The 19,415-nt window shown below is 62.7% G+C and carries 19 protein-coding genes; 8 read left to right on the top strand and 11 right to left on the bottom strand.

Going from position 1 to position 19,415, the window contains the following annotated elements:
• Positions 1-7 precede the first annotated feature (7 nt).
• Positions 8-1,012: an asparaginase gene (locus NKI63_RS14365; protein WP_352507463.1), complete on the top strand. Its 1,005-nt coding sequence runs from the start codon at positions 8-10 to the stop codon at positions 1,010-1,012.
• On the opposite strand, the gene NKI63_RS14360 is transcribed toward NKI63_RS14365, so the two are convergent.
• Together NKI63_RS14360 and NKI63_RS14355 are read right to left on the bottom strand one after the other, a co-directional pair.
• Positions 1,005-2,381, bottom strand: a complete 1,377-nt coding sequence (locus tag NKI63_RS14360; protein ID WP_352507464.1) for a TIGR03808 family TAT-translocated repetitive protein — start codon at positions 2,379-2,381, stop codon at positions 1,005-1,007. The genes NKI63_RS14365 and NKI63_RS14360 overlap by 8 nt on opposite strands.
• 91 nt (positions 2,382-2,472) lie before the next feature.
• Positions 2,473-3,258, bottom strand: coding sequence for a TetR/AcrR family transcriptional regulator (locus NKI63_RS14355; RefSeq protein ID WP_352507465.1), 786 nt, complete (start codon positions 3,256-3,258; stop codon positions 2,473-2,475).
• Between the two features lie 140 nt (positions 3,259-3,398).
• Between NKI63_RS14355 and NKI63_RS14350 the strand changes: the two genes are divergently transcribed.
• Both NKI63_RS14350 and NKI63_RS14345 read left to right on the top strand, forming a co-directional pair.
• The gene (locus tag NKI63_RS14350) at positions 3,399-4,097 is read left to right on the top strand and encodes a class I SAM-dependent methyltransferase (RefSeq protein ID WP_352740863.1); all 699 of its coding nucleotides are present in this window, start codon (positions 3,399-3,401) and stop codon (positions 4,095-4,097) included.
• A gap of 143 nt (positions 4,098-4,240) precedes the next feature.
• The gene (locus tag NKI63_RS14345; protein WP_352507466.1) at positions 4,241-4,714 is read left to right on the top strand and encodes a GreA/GreB family elongation factor; all 474 of its coding nucleotides are present in this window, start codon (positions 4,241-4,243) and stop codon (positions 4,712-4,714) included.
• On the opposite strand, the gene NKI63_RS14340 is transcribed toward NKI63_RS14345, so the two are convergent.
• From NKI63_RS14340 to NKI63_RS14325, 4 genes are all read right to left on the bottom strand, one after another.
• On the bottom strand, positions 4,711-5,100 hold the full coding sequence (locus NKI63_RS14340) for a type II toxin-antitoxin system death-on-curing family toxin (protein WP_352690047.1): 390 nt from the start codon (positions 5,098-5,100) through the stop codon (positions 4,711-4,713). The genes NKI63_RS14345 and NKI63_RS14340 overlap by 4 nt on opposite strands.
• Positions 5,097-5,318 (bottom strand): AbrB/MazE/SpoVT family DNA-binding domain-containing protein, encoded by a 222-nt coding sequence (locus tag NKI63_RS14335; protein WP_095496758.1) that lies wholly within the window; start codon positions 5,316-5,318, stop codon positions 5,097-5,099. Before NKI63_RS14335 ends, NKI63_RS14340 begins: the two co-directional genes overlap by 4 nt.
• 73 nt (positions 5,319-5,391) lie before the next feature.
• The gene (scpA, locus tag NKI63_RS14330; RefSeq protein WP_352690045.1) at positions 5,392-7,515 is read right to left on the bottom strand and encodes a methylmalonyl-CoA mutase; all 2,124 of its coding nucleotides are present in this window, start codon (positions 7,513-7,515) and stop codon (positions 5,392-5,394) included.
• On the bottom strand, positions 7,512-8,954 hold the full coding sequence (locus NKI63_RS14325; RefSeq protein ID WP_352690043.1) for a methylmalonyl-CoA mutase subunit beta: 1,443 nt from the start codon (positions 8,952-8,954) through the stop codon (positions 7,512-7,514). Before NKI63_RS14325 ends, scpA begins: the two co-directional genes overlap by 4 nt.
• A 275-nt stretch (positions 8,955-9,229) precedes the next feature.
• Between NKI63_RS14325 and NKI63_RS14320 the strand changes: the two genes are divergently transcribed.
• Positions 9,230-10,762 (top strand): helicase HerA-like C-terminal domain-containing protein, encoded by a 1,533-nt coding sequence (locus NKI63_RS14320; protein WP_352507470.1) that lies wholly within the window; start codon positions 9,230-9,232, stop codon positions 10,760-10,762.
• 254 nt (positions 10,763-11,016) lie between these two features.
• Here NKI63_RS14320 and NKI63_RS14315 read toward each other — a convergent pair whose 3' ends face one another.
• Together NKI63_RS14315 and NKI63_RS14310 are read right to left on the bottom strand one after the other, a co-directional pair.
• Entirely contained in the window at positions 11,017-11,841 is an 825-nt protein-coding gene (locus NKI63_RS14315; protein WP_352507471.1) for a L,D-transpeptidase, read from the bottom strand.
• 171 nt (positions 11,842-12,012) lie between these two features.
• Entirely contained in the window at positions 12,013-12,675 is a 663-nt protein-coding gene (locus NKI63_RS14310) for a haloacid dehalogenase type II (protein ID WP_352690040.1), read from the bottom strand.
• Between the two features lie 151 nt (positions 12,676-12,826).
• Between NKI63_RS14310 and NKI63_RS14305 the strand changes: the two genes are divergently transcribed.
• The 4 genes from NKI63_RS14305 to NKI63_RS14290 all read left to right on the top strand — a co-directional run bounded on the left by NKI63_RS14305 (position 12,827) and on the right by NKI63_RS14290 (position 15,988).
• Positions 12,827-13,705, top strand: a complete 879-nt coding sequence (locus tag NKI63_RS14305; protein ID WP_352479513.1) for a branched-chain amino acid aminotransferase — start codon at positions 12,827-12,829, stop codon at positions 13,703-13,705.
• A 107-nt stretch (positions 13,706-13,812) separates the two neighbouring features.
• Positions 13,813-14,409: a superoxide dismutase gene (locus NKI63_RS14300; protein WP_023677850.1), complete on the top strand. Its 597-nt coding sequence runs from the start codon at positions 13,813-13,815 to the stop codon at positions 14,407-14,409.
• A gap of 175 nt (positions 14,410-14,584) precedes the next feature.
• Entirely contained in the window at positions 14,585-15,028 is a 444-nt protein-coding gene (locus tag NKI63_RS14295; RefSeq protein ID WP_352821899.1) for a c-type cytochrome, read from the top strand.
• A 9-nt stretch (positions 15,029-15,037) separates the two neighbouring features.
• Entirely contained in the window at positions 15,038-15,988 is a 951-nt protein-coding gene (locus tag NKI63_RS14290; RefSeq protein ID WP_352821896.1) for a cytochrome c, read from the top strand.
• Positions 15,989-15,999: 11 nt separating this feature from the next.
• Here NKI63_RS14290 and NKI63_RS14285 read toward each other — a convergent pair whose 3' ends face one another.
• From NKI63_RS14285 to NKI63_RS14275, 3 genes are all read right to left on the bottom strand, one after another.
• Positions 16,000-16,383 (bottom strand): SET domain-containing protein, encoded by a 384-nt coding sequence (locus NKI63_RS14285; RefSeq protein WP_254819935.1) that lies wholly within the window; start codon positions 16,381-16,383, stop codon positions 16,000-16,002.
• A 144-nt stretch (positions 16,384-16,527) separates the two neighbouring features.
• On the bottom strand, positions 16,528-17,154 hold the full coding sequence (locus NKI63_RS14280; protein WP_352821893.1) for a LysE family translocator: 627 nt from the start codon (positions 17,152-17,154) through the stop codon (positions 16,528-16,530).
• 79 nt (positions 17,155-17,233) lie between these two features.
• Complete coding sequence (locus tag NKI63_RS14275) at positions 17,234-19,345, bottom strand: S9 family peptidase (RefSeq protein WP_352821891.1); 2,112 nt, start codon at positions 19,343-19,345, stop codon at positions 17,234-17,236.
• Between the last annotated feature and the right edge of the window lie 70 nt (positions 19,346-19,415).

Genomic DNA, 19,415 nt, shown 5'->3' with positions numbered 1-19,415 from the left:
AGGTGACATGACAAATCCGGTTCTGGTCGAGGTCTTGCGCGGCGCTCTCGTCGAGAGCGCCCATCGCGGCGCTGTTGCCGTCTTCGACGCCGACGGCAAGCCGGTCTGGGAGATCGGCGACACGGCACAGCCGGTGTTCCCGCGTTCGGCGGTCAAGGCGATCCAGGCGCTGCCGCTGGTCGAGAGCGGCGCTGCCGATGCCTACGGCTTCGGTGACCGGGAGCTGGCGCTGGCCTGCGCCTCCCATTCCGGCGAGCCGCCGCATGTCGAGCTGGCACGCGCCATGCTGGCGAAAGCCGGCCTCGACGAGACGGCACTCGAATGCGGCGCGCATTGGCCGTCGAGCCACGGGGCGACGCTGGCGCTTGCCCGCGCCGGCCGTGCGCCGAACACCTTGCACAATAATTGTTCCGGCAAGCACTCAGGCTTCCTATGCACCTGCGTTCACAGCGGCATCGCCCATCGTGGTTACGTCGAGGCTGGCCATGCCTCGCAGGAGATGGTGCGCGAAGCGATGCAGGCGGTGACCGGTGCTGCCCATGACGCCGATCACCGCGGCACCGACGGCTGCTCGATTCCGACCTATGCCGTGCCGCTGCGCAGCTTTGCCCTTGGCTTTGCCCGCATGGCGACAGGTGCCGGCTTCGAGCCGGTGCGCGCCCGGGCGGCGAAGCGGCTGCTTTCCGCCTGCATGGCCGAGCCGTTTTTCGTCGCCGGCACGGGCAGGTCCGACGTCGCGATGATGGAGGCCGCGCCGGGCCGGATTTTCGTCAAGGGAGGCGCCGAAGGTGTTTTTTGTGCAGCCGTTCCGGAGCTTGGCCTTGGCATCGCGCTGAAGTGCGACGATGGCGCCGGCCGCGCCGCTGAAGTGATGGTCGCAGCCGTGCTGGCTAAGCTTTTGCAAGCCGACCAGGCGCTCGCAGCGAAACTGACCGAACAGGCAAATCCGCCTATCGAAAGCCGGATCGGCGCCAAGGTCGGCGCGCTCCGGCCGACGGCCACCCTCAACTGACGTGGTTGCGCTCGACGGTCAAATGCGCGTAGCCGGCATTGCCTGATGCGGCGAGGTCACCGGTCACTCGCTCGGCCCAGCGTTGGCCGACGATCGCGCCGTTCTGGACTCGGTCGATGACATTGTCGGAGATGATTGCCGTTCCGGCACCTTCGACCACGGTCACGACGATGCCGGTCCCCGCCTTGCGGACGATGTTTCCCGTGGCGACCACATTGCGCATGAACGGTCCCCAGCCGATCTGCATGCCGTAGAGCGGCGCATTCTCGACGACATTGCCGGAAACGGTGGTGTCGGCCTCGACGCTGATGCCGACGCCGAAGCCGGGCGCGTCCGCAGGGTAGGGACCGCTGGTCGACAGATTGCGGACGATGTTGCCGGAGCACACGCCCATGCGGCCGCCTTCGTTGAAGTTGACGATCGAAATACCGTTCGCAGCACCATCGACGATGTTGTTGCCGATGACGGCGCCTTCGAACGAGAATTCGGAATACACGGCCGTCTCGCCCGAACGCGAGCAGGTGTTGCCGGTGATCTGCAAATTGCTGGAACTGTTGGCGCGGATCGCCGAGAACGCGCAATCCGAGACAATATTGCCGGAGATGATGACATTGCCGGCGCGGAACGCATTGATGCCGTTGCCGTTCTGGCCGGTTCCGCCGCTGCGCGCCTGGATGCGCTCGATCCGGTTGCCGCTGACGATGGTGCCGTCTTCCGCTGCCTGCCAGCGGTGCACGAGAATGCCGCCATTGGCGCAGTCGGAGACGCTATTGCCTGATATTTCCAGGCCATCGGCCTCGACCGAATAGATGCCGGCATCGGCCGCACCGGATATCTCCGAGCGCTCGATGCGGCCCGAGGCATGTTCGAGCGCCAGACTGTTCTTGCCGCTGCCGGTCATCTGGCAGTTGTCGACGACCAGATGGGCGATGCGGCGCAGATCGAGCAGGCCTTGCGTGTAGTCGCCCATCCAGCGGTTGCTGCCGTCGAACACCAGCCCGCTGAGTTCGATATGCTCGGCCCGTTCGGCCATAATGAGATGGCCATTGCCACCATAGACGATCCGCGATGCGCCCGGCACGCCGGACAGGCGCACCCGGCCGGGCAGCGACAGGTTGGAAACGATATAGATCCCCGGCGGCAGGAACACCGGCATGTCGCGGTCGTGCGCGTCGCGCAGCAGCTTGGCGAAAGCCTTGCTCTGGTCGTCAAGCGCGCCGGGCCGGACGCCGAGCTCGGTCGCGTTGATCGCCCCGCGCATCGCGGCTTTCTCGATGCCGGCCAGGTTTTTCGCCGCTGCTTTGCCGAGCGAAATCCCCATGACGGCAAAGCCGGCGGTCTGCGCAAGCAGCGTTCGTCTGTTCAACATCGGCACAGATCCTTGCGTCCAACGCTCACGCCGCAGGATTCGTGCCAGACTAGCCCGGTCGAACTCGTGGTGAAAATCTGACGCTTGGCCCCTATTCGATCCTCGTTGGCTCAGCGATCACCGCATTTACCCCGTTGAAGGCAAGTTGCAGGAATGTCTGGTCGATCTCCGCGGGGGACAGCTTCGTATCCCTCTCAAGCCACCAGTGCATCACTTCAAAGAACGCGCCAACGATGAAGCGTGTGGCGATCTCAAGTCTGGCCCCGCCTTGATCACCTTGGATATTCGCCAACTCATGGCGAACCTGCCTGCTTATCCAGCCGCGGATCTCTTCTGGCATTTCGCGCTTTTTCCCGCCCATCAGCGCACGGTGCATCTCCCGCGTGGCAAGAGCATGCTCGAACACCGGACCGCTGAAGGAAAAGCCCTTGGCGTTTCGCTGCGAATAGCGTTCGGCACCGTGCGCCTGCAAGGTCTTCAGATGGTCGTCGATCGTTGCTTTCCTCAAGCGGTCCTTGTCGGGATAGTGTGTGTAGAAAGTCGAGCGGCCGACATCGGCTTCCCTGCAGATATCCTCGACCGTGATCGCCGTATATCCCTTCTCGGCGGTCAGTCTGAAAAGCGCCTGCTGCAGTCGGCTGCGGGTCCTGGCGACCCGACGGTCGATCGGTCCGGCTGGCATCGGCAACATCCTTTTCCGGCCAAAGGACACCAAATCGTCCAGTATTGGGCGCGTCGGTGCGATGTGGCCAGTAAAACTGATACTGGACACACTGTCCAGTATCCTATGCTCTTGCGGAAGGCCCAGCGCGATGCCCGGCTGGCCGGAGATAAAGCAATGCACCAACGTCTTTTCGGAACAATAGTCGGAGGGCATGCGTTAGTCGCGCTCGTCAAAGTGGCCGTGGTGCTCGCGGCATTTTTCTCGTTGGGACAGGCAAATGCGGTCTTTTCCTTGGGAGTTCCCGTCCTCCTGCTTCATGCTGGTGCACTCGTCGTAGTCGCGAGCTTATTGATATGGCAAAGCGCTCACGGGCGGCTGTCCGGAAAGGACCGCAGACCGGCCGCCGGCGAGGAGAAGGCGCTGCATGTCGGCATCACGCTTCATTCCGCCGCCCTGTACGATATGCTGGCGTGGCTTCTGACCTTCGGTCGCGAACGTGCTTTTCGCGAAAGGATATTAAGCTTTGCGGAGCTGAAGCCGGGAGAAGTGGTCCTGGATGTCGGGTGCGGCACCGGCACCACCGCGCTCCTTGCCAGACAAAAGTGGCGCCGGAGGGGCGCGTGCACGGCGTCGACGCCTCCGCCGAAATGGTTGCGCGCGCGACGGCAAAGGCCCGGCGAGCCGGGCTACAAGTCGGGTTCTCGACCGCCACCGCTCAGGAACTGCCTTTCAAGGATGGGGAATTTGATGTCGTCCTCAGCACGCTGATGTTCCACCATCTTCCAAAGAAGGGCCGCGAGGAATTCGGCAGAGAGGCCTTCCGCGTCCTGAGGCCGGGCGGTCGTGTGCTTATCGTCGATTTTGCGAAACCGCCGCGCCAGAAGAGCACCTTTCGGCTCCACCGGCATGGTTACGTCGATTTGGACAAAGTTGCAGCGGATCTCGGCCGGCACGGCTTCAATATCGTTGAGCAAGGCGACGTCGGAACCAAGGGGCTCCGCTACCTAGTTGCGCAACCGGACCTTAGCCTTGCGGCCCTCGAAGCGCGATAGTGCGCCAAGTTGAGGCATTCGCATGGCCAGCTTTACACCCCAAGCAGCTGTCTAATCTCGGGTACTGAACCCCAGATCTTCACCATTAGCCTCTTCATCAGCAATGGCTTGTGGAGTCGCCATTCCAAGCCTAAGTTCGTCAGATGAGCAGGGCCTTCACCCGCGAGGAAGACAGCGAAAACGCCATCGCCGGCATCGGCGAGCGGCCGATCAGCCATCACCGCAATCTGGTCACGGAACGCGGCATGGCGCTGATCGATGCCGAGGTGGCCGCTCTGCGCGACGAACTGGGCAGAGCCGAGAAGAGGGCCGACCGCGAGCGCATCGCGCTGGTGTCGCGTGATCTCCGCTATTGGACGGCGCGGCGTGAAAGCGCCGAGCTTTCGGTGCCCGAACCGGGGAGCGACCTGGTTCGTTTCGGCATGGGTGTCACCCTGGAAAGCGACGACGGCAAGAAGGTGCACTGGAAGATCGTCGGCGAGGACGAAGCCAATCCGGGCAAAGGGACAATTTCCCATATGTCGCCGATGGCGATGGCGCTGTTCGGCAAGAAGGTCGGCGAAGTTGCCGTGGTCAACGGCAAGGAATGGGAGATCGTCAAGCTCTCCGACAGTTAGTCTTCGAGCTTGACGACATGATCGCGGAAGAACGCTGCGGCGCCGGCCTCGTCGATTTCGCCGGCGGCGACGCCCATGACGAATTCGTAAAGCATGCCGTCATTGGCCGACAGGGCATAACCATTCACAATCAGAAATGCGCCGGACGCGACAATGGCCGTGCGTTTGTTGCCGTCGACAAAGGCATGATTTCTGGCAATGCCGAAGACATAGGCGGCTGCGAGTTCCTCAACCGACGGGTCTCCGTAGTTGGCCTTGTTTTCGGCGCGAGCGAGCGCCGATTCGAGGGCATTTTCATCCCTCAAGCCTTGTGCTCCGCCGTGTCGGCGCAACTGCTCCGCGTGCATGGCTTCGACTGCACGCCGCGTTAGAAACTCCCAGCTCATTCGGCGAGCTTCTGAAGCGCGACCTTGTATTTGTCCATGACCTCGCGGGCAGCTTTCATTTGCCGCTCGAAGCTGTCGTCCACTGGCTTCAGCGCAAGACCGTCACCTGTTTCAACGATTTGAAGCTGGTCGCCGGCCTTCAGGTTCAGACGATCGAGAAGCTCCCTCGGCAGGATCACGCCTTCGGAATTGCCGATCTTGCGAATGGTCGTGTTCATGGTGAGGCATCCTGTTGCAACGCTGATTATAACTCAGCGTGTTTCTTGTTGCAACAGACATTATAACAAAGCGTCAGCCGGCCTGCAGCAGCCGGTCCATCAGCCGCTCCGCCGCTTCCGGGATAACCGTGCCGGGCGGGAAGATTTCAGTGGCGCCTGCCTGCCGGACTGCGTCGTAATCCTGCGGCGGGATGACGCCGCCGGCGACGATCAGCATGTCGTCGCGGCCGAGCTTCTTCAGCGCATGCTTGAGTTCGGGAATAAGCGTCAAATGGCCCGCAGCCAGCGACGAGGCGCCGACGATGTGCACGTCATGCTCGACCGCCAGCCTGGCGATCTCGTCCGGCGTCTGGAACATCGGCCCGACGGTGACGTCGAAGCCTAGGTCGGCAAAGGCGGTGGCGATCACTTTCTGGCCGCGATCATGGCCGTCTTGCCCCATCTTGGCGACCAGAATGCGCGGCTTGCCGCCGGACTTCTCCTCGAACGCGATGATCTTGTCCTGCAGCCGGTCGACCACCGGATTGTGGCCGAGCGCGTTGCGATAGACGCCGGAGATCGTCTGCACCGAGGCGACATGGCGGCCGAAAACCTTTTCCAGCGCCAGCGAAATCTCGCCGACCGTGGCGTTGGCGCGTGCGGCCCGGATGGCGAATTCCAGCAGGTTTGCGTTACTCCCGGCAGCACGGGTAAGCGCATCGAGCGCGCTCTCGACGGCGGCGACGTCACGCGTGCCTTTCAGCCGCTGCAGCTTCGACAATTGCCGCGCCCTGACTTCGGCATTGTCGATCTTCAGCACGTCGACTTCGATGTCCGTGCCGGGACGGTGAGCATTGACACCGACCACGATCTGTTCGCCTGAATCGATGCGCGCCTGGGTGCGCGCGGCAGCCTCTTCAATGCGCAGCTTCGGTAGGCCCTTTTCGATCGCCGCGGCCATGCCGCCGAGGCTCTCGACCTCCTCGATATGCGCAAGCGCACGCGCCGCCAGATCATGCGTCAGCCGTTCGACATAGGCGGAGCCGCCCCACGGGTCGATAATGCGCGTCGTGCCGGACTCCTTCTGCAGGATGAGCTGTGCGTTGCGGGCGATGCGGGCCGAATGGTCGGTCGGCAGCGCCATTGCCTCGTCGAAGGAATTGGTGTGCAGCGACTGCGTATGCCCTTGAGTCGCCGCCATCGCCTCGATCATGGTGCGGATGATGTTGTTGTAGGGATCCTGCGCCGTCAGCGACCAGCCCGAAGTCTGGCAATGGGTGCGCAGCGACAGCGAGCGCTCGCCCTTCGGCGAAAAGTTCTTCAGCATCAGGCTGGCCCACAAAAGGCGCGCTGCTCTCAGCTTGGCGACTTCCATGAAGAAATTCATGCCGATCGCCCAGAAGAAGGAAAGGCGCGGCGCGAAACGGTCGATGTCGAGGCCGGCCGCGACGCCGGCGCGGGCATATTCGATACCGTCTGCAATCGTGTAGGCGAGCTCGAGATCCGCCGTCGCTCCTGCCTCCTGCATGTGGTAGCCGGAGATCGAGATCGAATTGAACTTCGGCATGTGCTTCGACGTGTAGGAAAAAATGTCCGACACGATCCGCATCGAAGGTTTTGGCGGATAGATGTAGGTGTTGCGCACCATGAACTCTTTCAGGATGTCGTTCTGAATGGTCCCAGTGAGATCCTTCTGCGCGACGCCCTGTTCCTCCGCCGCCACAATATAGAGCGCCATGATCGGCAGCACCGCGCCGTTCATCGTCATCGATACCGTCATCTCGTTAAGCGGGATGCCGTCGAACAACTGGCGCATGTCGAGAATGGAATCGATGGCGACGCCGGCCATGCCGACATCGCCGGCGACGCGCGGATGGTCGCTGTCGTAGCCGCGATGCGTGGCGAGATCGAAGGCGACCGACAGGCCCTTCTGGCCGGCGGCAAGGTTGCGACGGTAGAAGGCATTGGACTCTTCGGCAGTCGAGAAGCCGGCATATTGCCGGATCGTCCAGGGTTGCTGGACATACATCGTCGGATAGGGGCCGCGCACGAAGGGCGGCAGGCCTGGATAGGTATCGAGATGTGGCAAGCCCTTGAGATCGCCCTGGTTGTAGAGATGCTTGACGGCAATGCCTTCCGGCGTCACCCGCTGGCCTTTGACCTCGACCGGCACCCGCCGTGGCGGCGACCAGCCGATCTGGCTGAAATCCGGGATCAAGGCACGGCTCCGATCGACTGATCGATGCGGATCGGAAATAGCGGCTCGCACACCGCAACGCCTTCGGTGAAGGCAGGCCGCCGCTCCGCCGCCAGCGTCTCGACCGGACGCTCGGTCTTCGACGGGTGCAGCGTCGTGCCGACGATCGCCCGTTCGCCCGCCTGGTAGGCTGTGTTGCGGCGGGCGGAAGCTGCCTGGACGCGCCTCTGGATGTGGCCTTGCTCAAGGCTGGTCAGCACGCCGCCTTCTGCCTCGATCTGCTGGAACTCCTGCCAGGCCGCCGCGCAGAGCTCCGCAGTCAGCGCTTCGACGGCGCCCGAACCGCAAACCGGATCGGCGACGTGGTCGATGTGGCTTTCATTGGCCATGATCAGTTGCGCGTTGCGGGCAACGCGGCGAGCAAAACCCGCGGGTAGGCCGTGCGCGATCGTGTGCGGCAGGATGGCGATCGAATCCGCGCCGCCGACGGCAGCCGCGAAAGCGGCGATGGTGGTGCGCAGGATGTTGGTTTCCGGGTCGGCCGCCGTCATCATCCGGAAGGAGGTTTCGGCATGGATGCTGGCGGTGGAGGGCGGTATCGAGCAGGCCTCCTGGACACGCGCCCACAGCCTGCGCAACGTCCTGACCTTGGCCGTCGAAACGAATTGGTCGTGGTCGACGCTCAGCGCAAAACCAATATGCGGCGCCGCGTAGACGAGCGGCTGGCGCGCCTTCTCGAACAGCCTCAAATAGGAGACGGCCGAGGCGAGCATGGTGCCAAGCTCCTGCGCCTCGGTGGCGCCGGCATTGTGGAATACCCGCCCGTCGGCCTCCAGCAGCACGCCGGGCACACCCATCGAAAAGAAATGCGCCAGCGATTGCGGCATCGAAGCCTGTAAAGCCTCGATCGACATGCGCAGCCTGCCGGTCCCGGCAAAGATCGCCGCCGGATCGATGCCGAAGGAGAGGTTGAGCTTTGCCGGGTCGGAGCGGCGCTTGGTCAAGAACGCCACCAGCCAGTCGGCCACGGCACGGCTCCAGGGATGGGCGTCGATGCGGATCTGGATGCGGTTGAGCGGCACGCCGTCGAGTACGCCCTCCAGCGCCTCCGCCGTCCTCGGCAAGCCGTAGCCGAAGGCGTTCGGCGCACCTTCGAAGACAAGCGACAGTCCGGTAGCACCCTGCGCGACGTCTTCCAGCGCCTGCGCACTGGCGCGGCCTATATCCGGATCGTCGATACGCTGGCTGACGATCCACGGTGATCCCGGGTTGGCGCGCACGACAGGCTCGGCGGTTACCGAACGCTCGTAGAGCGGCTCGATGCGGATGGCGTCGTCCGTATGCGAGACGAGCTTTTCCTCGAAGGACCCGCCGCCCAGCGCCTTCTCCGCCAGCGCCAGCCATCGTTGCCGGTCGACGTTTGGAAGTTCGGCATCCTGGGTCAAGGCACCGGCGCCCATCGGTTCTCCTCGTTCTAGCGGCCGCGGCGGCCGACTATGTCAGTCTACGGTCCCCGGCCCGATATCACAATGCAGCACACTTGCCGTGCAACACGCCTTCCGTGATGCCGACCGTCAACCGATTGCCAAACATGGGCAGGTTCCGCAAGCTCCAAAAGCCATTTTCGACGGTGCCCATTGTCGCTGCGCAATGGCCTCACTATACCTGCGGCGGGGCTCCCTTTTCTTCAAGGGATCAGGGCATTCAATCCTATAGGTTTGCGGAGACCGGACACATGGCCGACGATACCAGTATCTTCATAGGGGCCAGCCGCAAGCCGGACGACAGCTATCAGCGGCCCGAACAGCTTTTGCTGCAGTATGGCAATCGTCACGGCCTGGTCACCGGCGCGACCGGCACCGGCAAGACGGTGACCCTGCAGATTTTGGCCGAGGGTTTCTCCAATGCCGGCGTGCCGGTATTCTGCGCCGACATCAAGGGCGACCTGTCGGGTATCGCCATGATGGGCACAGCGCAGGATTTCCTGGTCAAGCGGGCCGAGCAGGTCAAGCTCGATCCTTATGAATTCCAGGAATTCCCGGTCATCTTCTGGGATCTGTTCGGCGAGCAGGGCCACCCGATCCGCGCCACCATCTCGGAGATGGGGCCGCTGCTTCTGTCGCGGCTGATGAACCTTTCCGAGGCGCAGGAAGGCATCATGAACATCGCCTTCCGCATCGCCGACGAGGAAGGCCTTTTGCTGCTCGACTTGAAGGACCTGCAGTCACTGCTTGCCAACATCGCCGACCGCGCCGAAGAGATCGGCGCCCGCTACGGCAATGTGACGAAACCTTCGGTCGGCGCCATCCAGCGCACGCTGCTGGTCCTGGAGCAGCAGGGCGCTGCCAATTTCTTCGGCGAGCCGGCATTGCGGATCGCCGACATCATGCGCACCACGCGCGATGGACGCGGCGCCATCAGCGTGCTCGCCGCCGACAAGCTGATGATGAATCCGCGGCTCTATGCGACGTTCCTTCTGTGGCTGATGTCGGAACTGTTCGAGGAACTGCCGGAAGTCGGCGACCCGGACAAGCCGAAGCTGGTCTTCTTCTTCGACGAGGCGCACCTTCTGTTCGACGATGCCCCGAAGGTGCTGGTCGACCGCGTCGAGCAGGTGGTCCGGCTGATCCGTTCGAAGGGCGTCGGCGTTTATTTTGTCACGCAAAATCCGCTGGATATCCCTGAAACCGTGCTGGCCCAGTTGGGCAACCGCGTGCAGCACGCACTTCGTGCCTATACGCCGCGCGAACAGAAGGCCGTCAAGACGGCGGCCGAGACGTTCAGGCCCAATCCCGATTTCGACTGCGCAACCGTGATCACGCAGCTCGGCACCGGCGAGGCGCTTGTCTCGACGCTGGAAGCCAAGGGCGTGCCGTCCATGGTGCAGCGGACGCTGATCCGCCCGCCATCGTCGCGCCTTGGCCCGATCACGCCCGAAGAGCGCCGCAAGCTGATCAATGAGAGCCCGGTCGCGGGACAGTACGACCAGACCGTCGATCGCGAATCGGCCTTCGAGATCCTGCAGAAAAAGGCTAAGGACGCCCAGGAGGCACAGGCGCAGCAACAGGACGCAGGCCGTTCGCGCTGGACCATTCCCGGCTTTGGCAACGACGATCCCCAGCCGACCGGCGGCCGCCGCGCGCCGCGGCCCTCCAACCGCCAGACGGTGGCGGAGGCTGCGATCAAATCCGTGGTGCGCTCGGTCGGCTCGTCGGTCGGACGAGCGATCGTGCGGGGTATTCTGGGGAGCCTGTCCAGGGGCAGGTGAGGGGCATCGGACCCGAAGGCGGGCATCGGTGTTGGCAATTCTGTCCTGGAATCAAGCGCCAGTATCCAGATCTGGAGGACAGCGGACGGCGGCTATGCGGTCATGAGCTGTCACTGGTGGCGTCTGCCCACAGCACGGCAAAATCCGCTGCTCGGCGTAAGCATCGGACCTAAAGGCCGGCACCGGTACAGGCACGCCGACGCGCAGCAAAACCAGCGGGAGCGAGGAAGATCCCGCCCGCGCTTTCGACCAGCTCAGAAGATCGAATTTGTGATCGATTTTATCGGACCGAGCAGGATCGATCCTTCCGGCACGCCGGCGTCGATCGGAATGGCTCTGCGGTTTGCTGTTGCCACCACCGGCTGGCCGACATCGGCTGTCACCACGACCGGGGTCTTGTTCGGCACACGATCGTAGAGATCGATAATGTCCTGGTTCATCAGGCGCACGCAGCCCGACGACACCGACTTGCCGATCGACCGCCATTCCGGCGAGCCGTGCAACCGGTACAGCGTGTCCTGGTTACCCTGGAACAGGTAAAGCGCACGCGCGCCAAGCGGGTTGTCCAGCCCGCCGGGCATGCCGCCATTATCGGCGCTGTATTTTGCGAGCTCGGGCTGGCGGGCTATCATGTCCTCCGGTGGCGTCCATTTCGGCCATTTCTGCTTCCATTGGACCACCGCATCGCCCGACCATTCGAAGCCGGCGCGGCCGAGGCCGACGCCGTAGCGGATCGCCTGGCCGCCGGGGCGCACCAGGTAGAGGAAGTGGTTGGTCGTGTCGACGACGATGGTGCCGGGCTGCTGCCCGGTCGGATCGTCAACGATCTGGCGCAGGAACTGCGGGTCGATCTTGTCGACAGGTATGGCCGGCAGCTCGAAGCCGCCATCCGACATCGGCCCATACATCGTCACGTAGTCGCCGAGCGCCGGCTCGACATAGGTCGGCGGCGGTGGCTCGACTGGCTGCTGCGACAGCGTGGTGCAACTGGAAACCGCGACCGAGGCGGCGCCAAAGGCGGCCGCGTTGAGGAAACCGCGACGGCTCAGGCGAAGAGAGGACGATTGGGGTGTGAACATGATTGCCTTTTTTAAGTCTCAAATCGCAACAAAGCATAAATGCGTCCTGTTGCGCAGGTGCCGAGCAATGCCCGGCGCGATAGGCGGTTCCAATTCTGGCCGCAGGGTGGACAAACAAAGGCAAAGCTGTGACTGGACCGTACTGTTGCGTCGAGGCAACATGTCCGGCCGTCAAACCCCGGAGATCAGACCATCGAGGGACGGCAGGATCAGGGCCGGTGGAAAATCCCGGTATTCCTCTGGCTGATTGGCGCGGTTGATCCACACCGTCCTGAAGCCGAACTTGGTGGCGCCGGCGACGTCCCAGCGGTTGGATGACTGGAAAGAGACGGCGCCCGGATAGAGGCGCCAGCCCGTGGTGACCATGTCGTAGACCGACGGATCGGTCTTGAAGCGCCTGACGCTGTCGACGGAAAAGACGTCGTCCAGGACCTGGTCGAGCGCGGCGGATTTGACCGCCGCTTCCAACATCTCAGGCGAACCGTTTGACAGGATCGCCAGCCTTGCCCCCGATGCCTTGAGCGCCTTGAGCACGGCCGGTACCTCCGGATAGCAGTCCAGCCGCCAATAGGCCTCGAGCAGCTTCGCCCTCAGCCCGGCATCCGCGGATGGAACCTTGCGCAGGGCGAAGTCGAGGGCCTGCTCGGTGAGCTGCCAGAAATCGGCATAGGCCCCCATCAGCGTCCTGACCCAGGAATATTCCAGCTGCTTGGCGCGCCAGATATCGGACAGCAACTGGCCGTCCGGCCCAATCTGGTCGGCGTGACGGCGCACGGCCGCATGCACGTCGAACAGCGTGCCATAGGCGTCGAAAACGTAAGCCGCGAACTGCATTCGACAGTTTTGAGGCCGCGTAAGGCAAGGCGCAAGCGCTGATTGCAGTTCGCCAGCCCGCTGGCCTCAACAAATCTCAGCCAGGCCGGTTGACGGCGGCCGCCAAAGCATCTTCCAATGCGCCGCAACAAGCATTGAACGGAACCTGGCAATGACACTGGCGACTGCGGCGCAATCCGCGACATGGACCTTCGTCGACGGCGACTGGTACGAGGGCAATGTTGCCATTCTAGGGCCGCGCAGCCACGCCATGTGGCTCGGCACCAGCGTGTTCGACGGCGCCCGCTGGTTCGAGGGTGTCGCTCCCGATCTCGATCGCCATGCAGCGCGGGTCAATGCCTCGGCGATCGCGCTCGGCCTGAAGCCGACGATGAGCACCGACAAGATCGTCGGCCTGACCTGGGACGGGCTGAAGAAGTTCGACGGCAAGACAGCAGTCTACATCAGGCCGATGTATTGGGCCGAGCATGGCGGCTATATGGGCGTGCCGGCCGACCCGGCCTCGACGCGTTTCTGCCTTTGCCTCTACGAATCGCCGATGATCTCGCCGGCGGGGTTTTCGGTGACGGTGTCGCCGTTCCGGCGCCCGACCATCGAAACCATGCCGACCAACGCCAAGGCCGGCTGCCTTTATCCCAACAACGGCCGGGCTATCCTCGAAGCCAAGATGCGCGGCTTCGACAATGCGCTGGTGCTCGACATGCTGGGCAATGTCGCCGAGACCGGCACCTCGAATATTTTTCTGGTCAAGGACGGCCATGTCCTGACGCCGGCGCCGAACGGCACCTTCCTGTCCGGCATTACCCGCGCGCGCACGATGGCCCTGCTGGGCGAATACGGCTTCACGACGACCGAAAAGACGCTGTCGATCCGCGATTTTCTCGAGGCGGACGAAATCTTCTCGACCGGAAACCACTCGAAAGTCGTGCCGGTCACCCGTATCGAGGAGCGCAATCTGCAGCCCGGACCAGTGGCCAAGAAGGCGCGCGAACTCTATTGGGAATGGGCGCATTCGACTTCGCCCGGCTGACCCGCTAAAAAGCGGCCGGCGCTTCGTTTCCGGAGTTGTTCCAGACCAATCCAGTCCTATGTTAGTCCGGTATCGACACCGGATTTTTCCACGAGGGAGTACGACAGATGGCTTTTGAATTGCCCGCATTGCCCTATGATTACGAGGCCTTGCAGCCTTATATGTCAAAGGAAACGCTGGAATATCACCACGACAAGCACCATAAGGCCTATGTCGACAACGGCAACAAGCTGGCCGCCGAGGCGGGCATGGGCGATTTGTCGGTCGAAGAGGCCGTCAAACAGTCCTTCGGCAAGAATGCGGGCCTCTTCAACAATGCCGCCCAGCACTACAATCACATCCATTTCTGGAAATGGATGAAGAAGGGCGGCGGTGGCAACAAGCTGCCGGGCGCATTGCAAAAGGCGGTCGACAGCGATCTTGGTGGCTACGACAAGTTCAAGGCCGACTTCATCGCCGCCGGCACCACACAGTTCGGTTCGGGCTGGGCCTGGGTTTCGGTCAAGGACGGCAAGCTGGCGATCTCGAAGACGCCGAATGGCGAGAACCCGCTCGTCCATGGCGCGACGCCGATCCTCGGCGTCGATGTTTGGGAACATTCCTATTACATCGATTATCGCAACGCCCGGCCGAAATACCTCGAAGCCTTCGTCGACAGTCTCATCAACTGGGACTATGTGCTCGAACTCTACGAAAAGGCCTGATCCGTTCCAGAAAAGCCCCGGCAGAACCGGGGCTTTTCTTTTTCAGCATCAGAAACGACAGCTGCAAAAATTTCACGCAAGCGTGAGGCGAAGCGCCGGAATTTTTAAGCCATCCTTGCCGTTTGTCATCGGGTGGGACCGTATCCTGAATTGCCTTCAACATGGAGCCAAGTGAATGAGAAAGCTTATCCTCGCCATCTCGATGCTCGCCTTCGTCGGTTCGGCGGCGTTTGCCGACCCGGTTGCTGACCGGCAGGCCCTGATGAAGGAACGTGGCAAGATTGCCGCCGGCTTGTCGAAAGTGGTCAAGGGCGAGACGCCCTACGACGCAGCTTCGGTGCTGACCGCGTTGCAGGCACTGCAGGCCAATGCCGAGAAATTCCATGCCGGCGTCGACACGCTTTTCCCGGCGGGCAGCGACACCGGCGACACCACGGCGTCTCCCAAGATCTGGCAGGACATGGCCGGCTTCAAGACGGCTGAAGGCAAGTACCTCGCAGACGTCAAGGCAGCGGTCGCCGCAGCACCTGCGGACGCCGAGGCGTTGAAGGCACAGTTCAACACCATCGGCGGCGGCTGCGGCAACTGTCATCAAAACTACAGGGTGAAAAAAGGCTGATGGCGGGCAATGCGCTTGCTGAAGAAACTTGCCGGCGCCGCCCTCGTTCTGGGCGGCGCGGCCGCGATTGCCGGCTGGTTCCTGTCGGCTCCGGTCAGGCTCGATGCCGCAACGCTGGCTGAGCTTGGTCCCGGCGACGCTGCCAGGGGCAAGCGCATCTTCTACGCCGGCGGCTGCACGTCCTGTCATGCCAAGCCCGGCTCGCAAGGCGACGCCCGCCTTCAGCTGGTCGGCGGCCTCGAGCTCAAGACGCCGTTCGGCACCTTCGTGCCGCCGAACATATCGCAGGATGCCAGGGACGGCATCGGCGCCTGGTCCGTCGAGGACTTTGCCAACGCCATGCTGAAGGGCGTATCACCGTCGGGCGAGCATCTTTATCCGGCATTTCCCTATACTTCGTACGCGCGCATGAAGCCGGCCGACATTGCCGATCTCTATGCATTCCTGAAGACCTTGCCCGCGGTCGCCGGCAAGGCGCCCGCCAATTCGCTGGTATTTCCCTTGAATATCCGACGCGGTCTTGGCTTGTGGAAGCTGCTCTATTTGAGTGACCAGCCGGTCGTTTCCTTTCCCGACGGCACAGCGGACCCGGTGTTGACAGGCCGTTATCTGGTCGAAGGCCCCGGTCATTGCGGCGAATGCCACACGCCGCGGGACCTTGCCGGCGGCACCAGGAAGAGTCAGTGGCTGGCAGGTGCGGCCGCCGCCGAAGGCAGCGGCATCGTGCCGAACATCACGTCGGGCGAGGGCGGCATTGCCGACTGGTCCGAAGCTGACATCGCCAACTATCTCGAAACCGGCTTCACGCCGGATTTCGATACGGTCGGCGGCGCAATGGTCGACGTGCAACGGAACATGGCCGTGCTGACCCCGGAGGACCGCGCGGCGATCGCCGCCTATCTGAAAGCCGTGCCGCCGCACCCCAACGGCTATCCGGCGCGCAAGAAGCCGGCGAGCTGACGGTCGTTGCGTCAGCGGTCGCCGAGAAAGTCGAAGCCGGTTTCGAAGAAGTGATTGTAGTCGCAGGTCATTTCCTCGCCAGGCGCAATGTCTCGCAAGGCATAGGTCTCCTCCGGCTGCGAGACGTCGCAATTCGGGTCGTCGGCATGGTTCATGTAGCGCGCATCGTCGGCTTCGAAGACGATGTAGTTCGGGTCGCACCGGTCCGGGTAGGCGTAGCGGTCAAGATAGGTTTTCACCGGCCCGGTTTCCCGCTCGTAGGTCGTCACCTCGATGCGGCGGTCGTATTTCGGGTCGAGCTTCCAGACCAGCGTGCCTCGGGGAATGTGGTTCTTGGCAAAGACGCCGATGCCCTGGATGGGCGATTTGTCGAGATAGACATCGACGAGCAACATGGCAGATCCCTGGGTGATTGAGTGTTGGCGGCGACCGTGAAAAGGCCGCGCATTGGGTAGCGCGCGACCTTTGCAATTGCGAGCGGAAAATCAACTGTGCCTGCCCAGTATCCGAAGCCTCATGCGGCGTCGCATGTCGAGACCCTAGCGCTGTTGCAGCGCCAGCCGGATGCCCAAGACGCAATAGATGCAGCCGACAGCCTTGCCCTGCCATCTCAGCACCGTCGGGTTTCGGCGCAGGAAAGCGCCGAGGCCGCCCGCACCCACGGCGAAAACCACCGTGCTGACGAGGCCCAACAGAACAAAGATCACGCCCAATGTCGCCAGTTGAAGCATCACCGATCCGTTTTCAGGCCGCACAAACTGCGGAAGAAATGCAAGGAAGAAAAGCGCGGTCTTGGGGTTGAGAATCTCGGTCAAAACAGCCTGCCGAAATGCTTTGGCAGCGGGGATCGCAAGTGCGCCGGCGGCCGGATAGGCAGGCGTTTTCTCGATGATCGCGCGAACGCCGAGATAAATGAGGTAGGCTGCGCCGATGTACTTCACTATGCTGAAAAGCGCCCCCGACGTGGCAATGATCGCCGAAATGCCGACGATCGCCATGAAGGTGTGAACCACGTCGCCGGCCGCGATCCCCGCGCCGGTCGCGATGCCCACCCTGGTTCCAGAGCTGGTTGCTCGCGCCACGGTCAAAAGGGTGGCAGGACCCGGGATGAAAACAAAGCCAAGCACAACCGCGACATACGCAATCAATGTGGCAAGATCGATCATTGGTGGGCTTCTCCGCAACTTCCATCCTCAATGAAGGCATGTAGCGGAACAGCAAGCAATACCTGCCTATCCGCGGTGTTCACGCGGCAAGCTCGGCCTTCCCTGTCACCTTGAGCGCAAAGGCATAGGTGAAGGCGATTTCCTCCAGCCTCGAAAACCGGCCAGAGGCGCCGGCATGGCCTGAATCCATGTTGATCTTGAACAGCACCGGATTCTCACCTGTCTTGCGGTCGCGCAACCGCGCTACCCATTTGGCCGGCTCCCAATAAGTGACGCGCGGGTCGGTCAGGCCGGCCAGCGCCAGAATCGGCGGATAGTCGAGTGCGGCGACATTGTCGTAGGGTGAATAGGCGGCGATGGTCCGGTAATCCTCCGCCGAAGCGATCGGATTGCCCCATTCCGGCCATTCCGGCGGCGTCAGCGGCAGGCTGGCGTCGAGCATGGTGGAGAGCACGTCGACGAAGGGAACTTCGGCGATGATGGCGCCGAAACATTGCGGCGCCATGTTGGCGACCGCCCCCATCAGCATGCCGCCGGCCGAACCGCCTTGCGCGACGATGCGGTCATGCTGCGTATAGCGTTCGGCGACGAGGTGCTGAGCGACCGCGATGAAGTCGGTGAACGTGTTCATCTTGTTCGCCCGCTTGCCGTCGTCGTACCAGCCATAGCCCTTGTCCTTGCCGCCGCGAACATGGGCTATCGCGTAGACAAAGCCGCGGTCGACCAGCGAAAACAGATTGGTATTGAACGCGGCCGGCACGGTGATGCCGTAGGAGCCGTAGCCGTAAAGCAGGCACGGCGCCGACCCGTCGAGCGGCGTGTCGCGGTGATGGAGGAGCGAGATCGGCACCAGTTCGCCGTCGGCGGCAGGCGCCATCAGCCGGCGCGTGACGTAGTGCTCCGGGTCGTGGCCGGACGGCACTTCCTGGGTCTTGAGCAGCACTCGCTCGCGGGTGCGCATGTTGTAATCGAAGACCTGCGCCGGGGTCGTCATCGACGAATAGGAAAAGCGCATGATCTCGGTGTCGTATTCGTAGGAGCCGGACAGGCCGAGCGAGAAGGCTTCCTCGTCGAAGGAGATCAGGTGCTCCTCGCCGCTCTTGCGGTCGTGTACGACGATGCGCGGCAGGCCTTCCTTGCGCTCGAGCCGGACCATGTGGTCCTTGAAGCCGATCACCGAAAGGATCAGCCGGCCCGCTTCGTGCGGCACCAGTTCCTGCCAGTTGGCGCGCACCGGATCATGCGCCGGCGCCGTCATGATCTTGAAGTCCTTGGCACCGTCGGCATTGGTGAGGATGAAGAAGATGTCGCCGCCTTCCTCGAGCTCGTACTGCAGGCCGGTCTGGCGCGCTGCAACCAGCTTCGGCTCTGCGAACGGATCGTTGGCGCTCATGATTCGGTATTCCGAGGTCTCATGGTCGTTGATGCCGATCATGATCCACTCGTTGGAGCGCGTGCCGCCGACATCCATGAAGAAGCCGGGATCAGTTTCCTCGTAGATCAGCCGGTCGTTTTCAGGACTGTCACCAAGCGCATGGAACAGCACTTTGGAAGGCCGGTGGTTGGGGTCGAGGCGAGTGTAGAAAAACCCGTCATTGCCGGCATCCCAAACACCGCCACCGCCGGTGTCCGGAACCCTATCCGCCAGGTCGTTGCCGCCGGCGAGATCGCGGACGCGCAGCGTGTAGAATTCGGAACCCTTGTCGTCGAAGGCCCAGAGCAGCTTGCTGTGGTCGTCCGAATGATCGACGCCGCCCAGCCGGAAATAGGGTTTACCCTCGGCCTCGGCATCGCCGTCGAGCAATATCTGCTTGTCGCCGCCGTCGCGCGCCGTGCGGAAATAACGCGGCTGCTGGCCGCCAAGCTTGAAGGAGGAGCCGTAGGCATAGGGCCCATCCTTCATAGGCACAGAGGAATCATCTTCCTTGATACGCCCCTTCATTTCCGCGAAAAGCTGCTTCTGCAGCTGAGCCGTATCGGCCATCAGCGCCGCCTGGTAAGCATTCTCGGCTTCGAGGTGGGCGCGGATTTGGCCGTCGAGCAGAGACGGATCCCTGAACATCTCTTGCCAATTGGTGGCCCTCAGCCAAGCATAGTCGTCCGTCCGCGTCATGCCGTGATGCGTGTCGAAGATCGGCCGTTTCTCCGGCTGCGGTGGGGTGGCGGTCGGAAACACTGGGGTTCTGGTCATTGCGTCTCGCTGTGGAAGTTACTTGAATAGCGAATGAACACGCCGATCAGCGCGGGTTCAGCGGCTATGA

This window comes from Mesorhizobium sp. M0410, from assembly GCF_040321435.1.
Lineage (GTDB): Bacteria > Pseudomonadota > Alphaproteobacteria > Rhizobiales > Rhizobiaceae > Mesorhizobium.
This window is presented reverse-complemented; position numbering and strand designations above follow the sequence as displayed.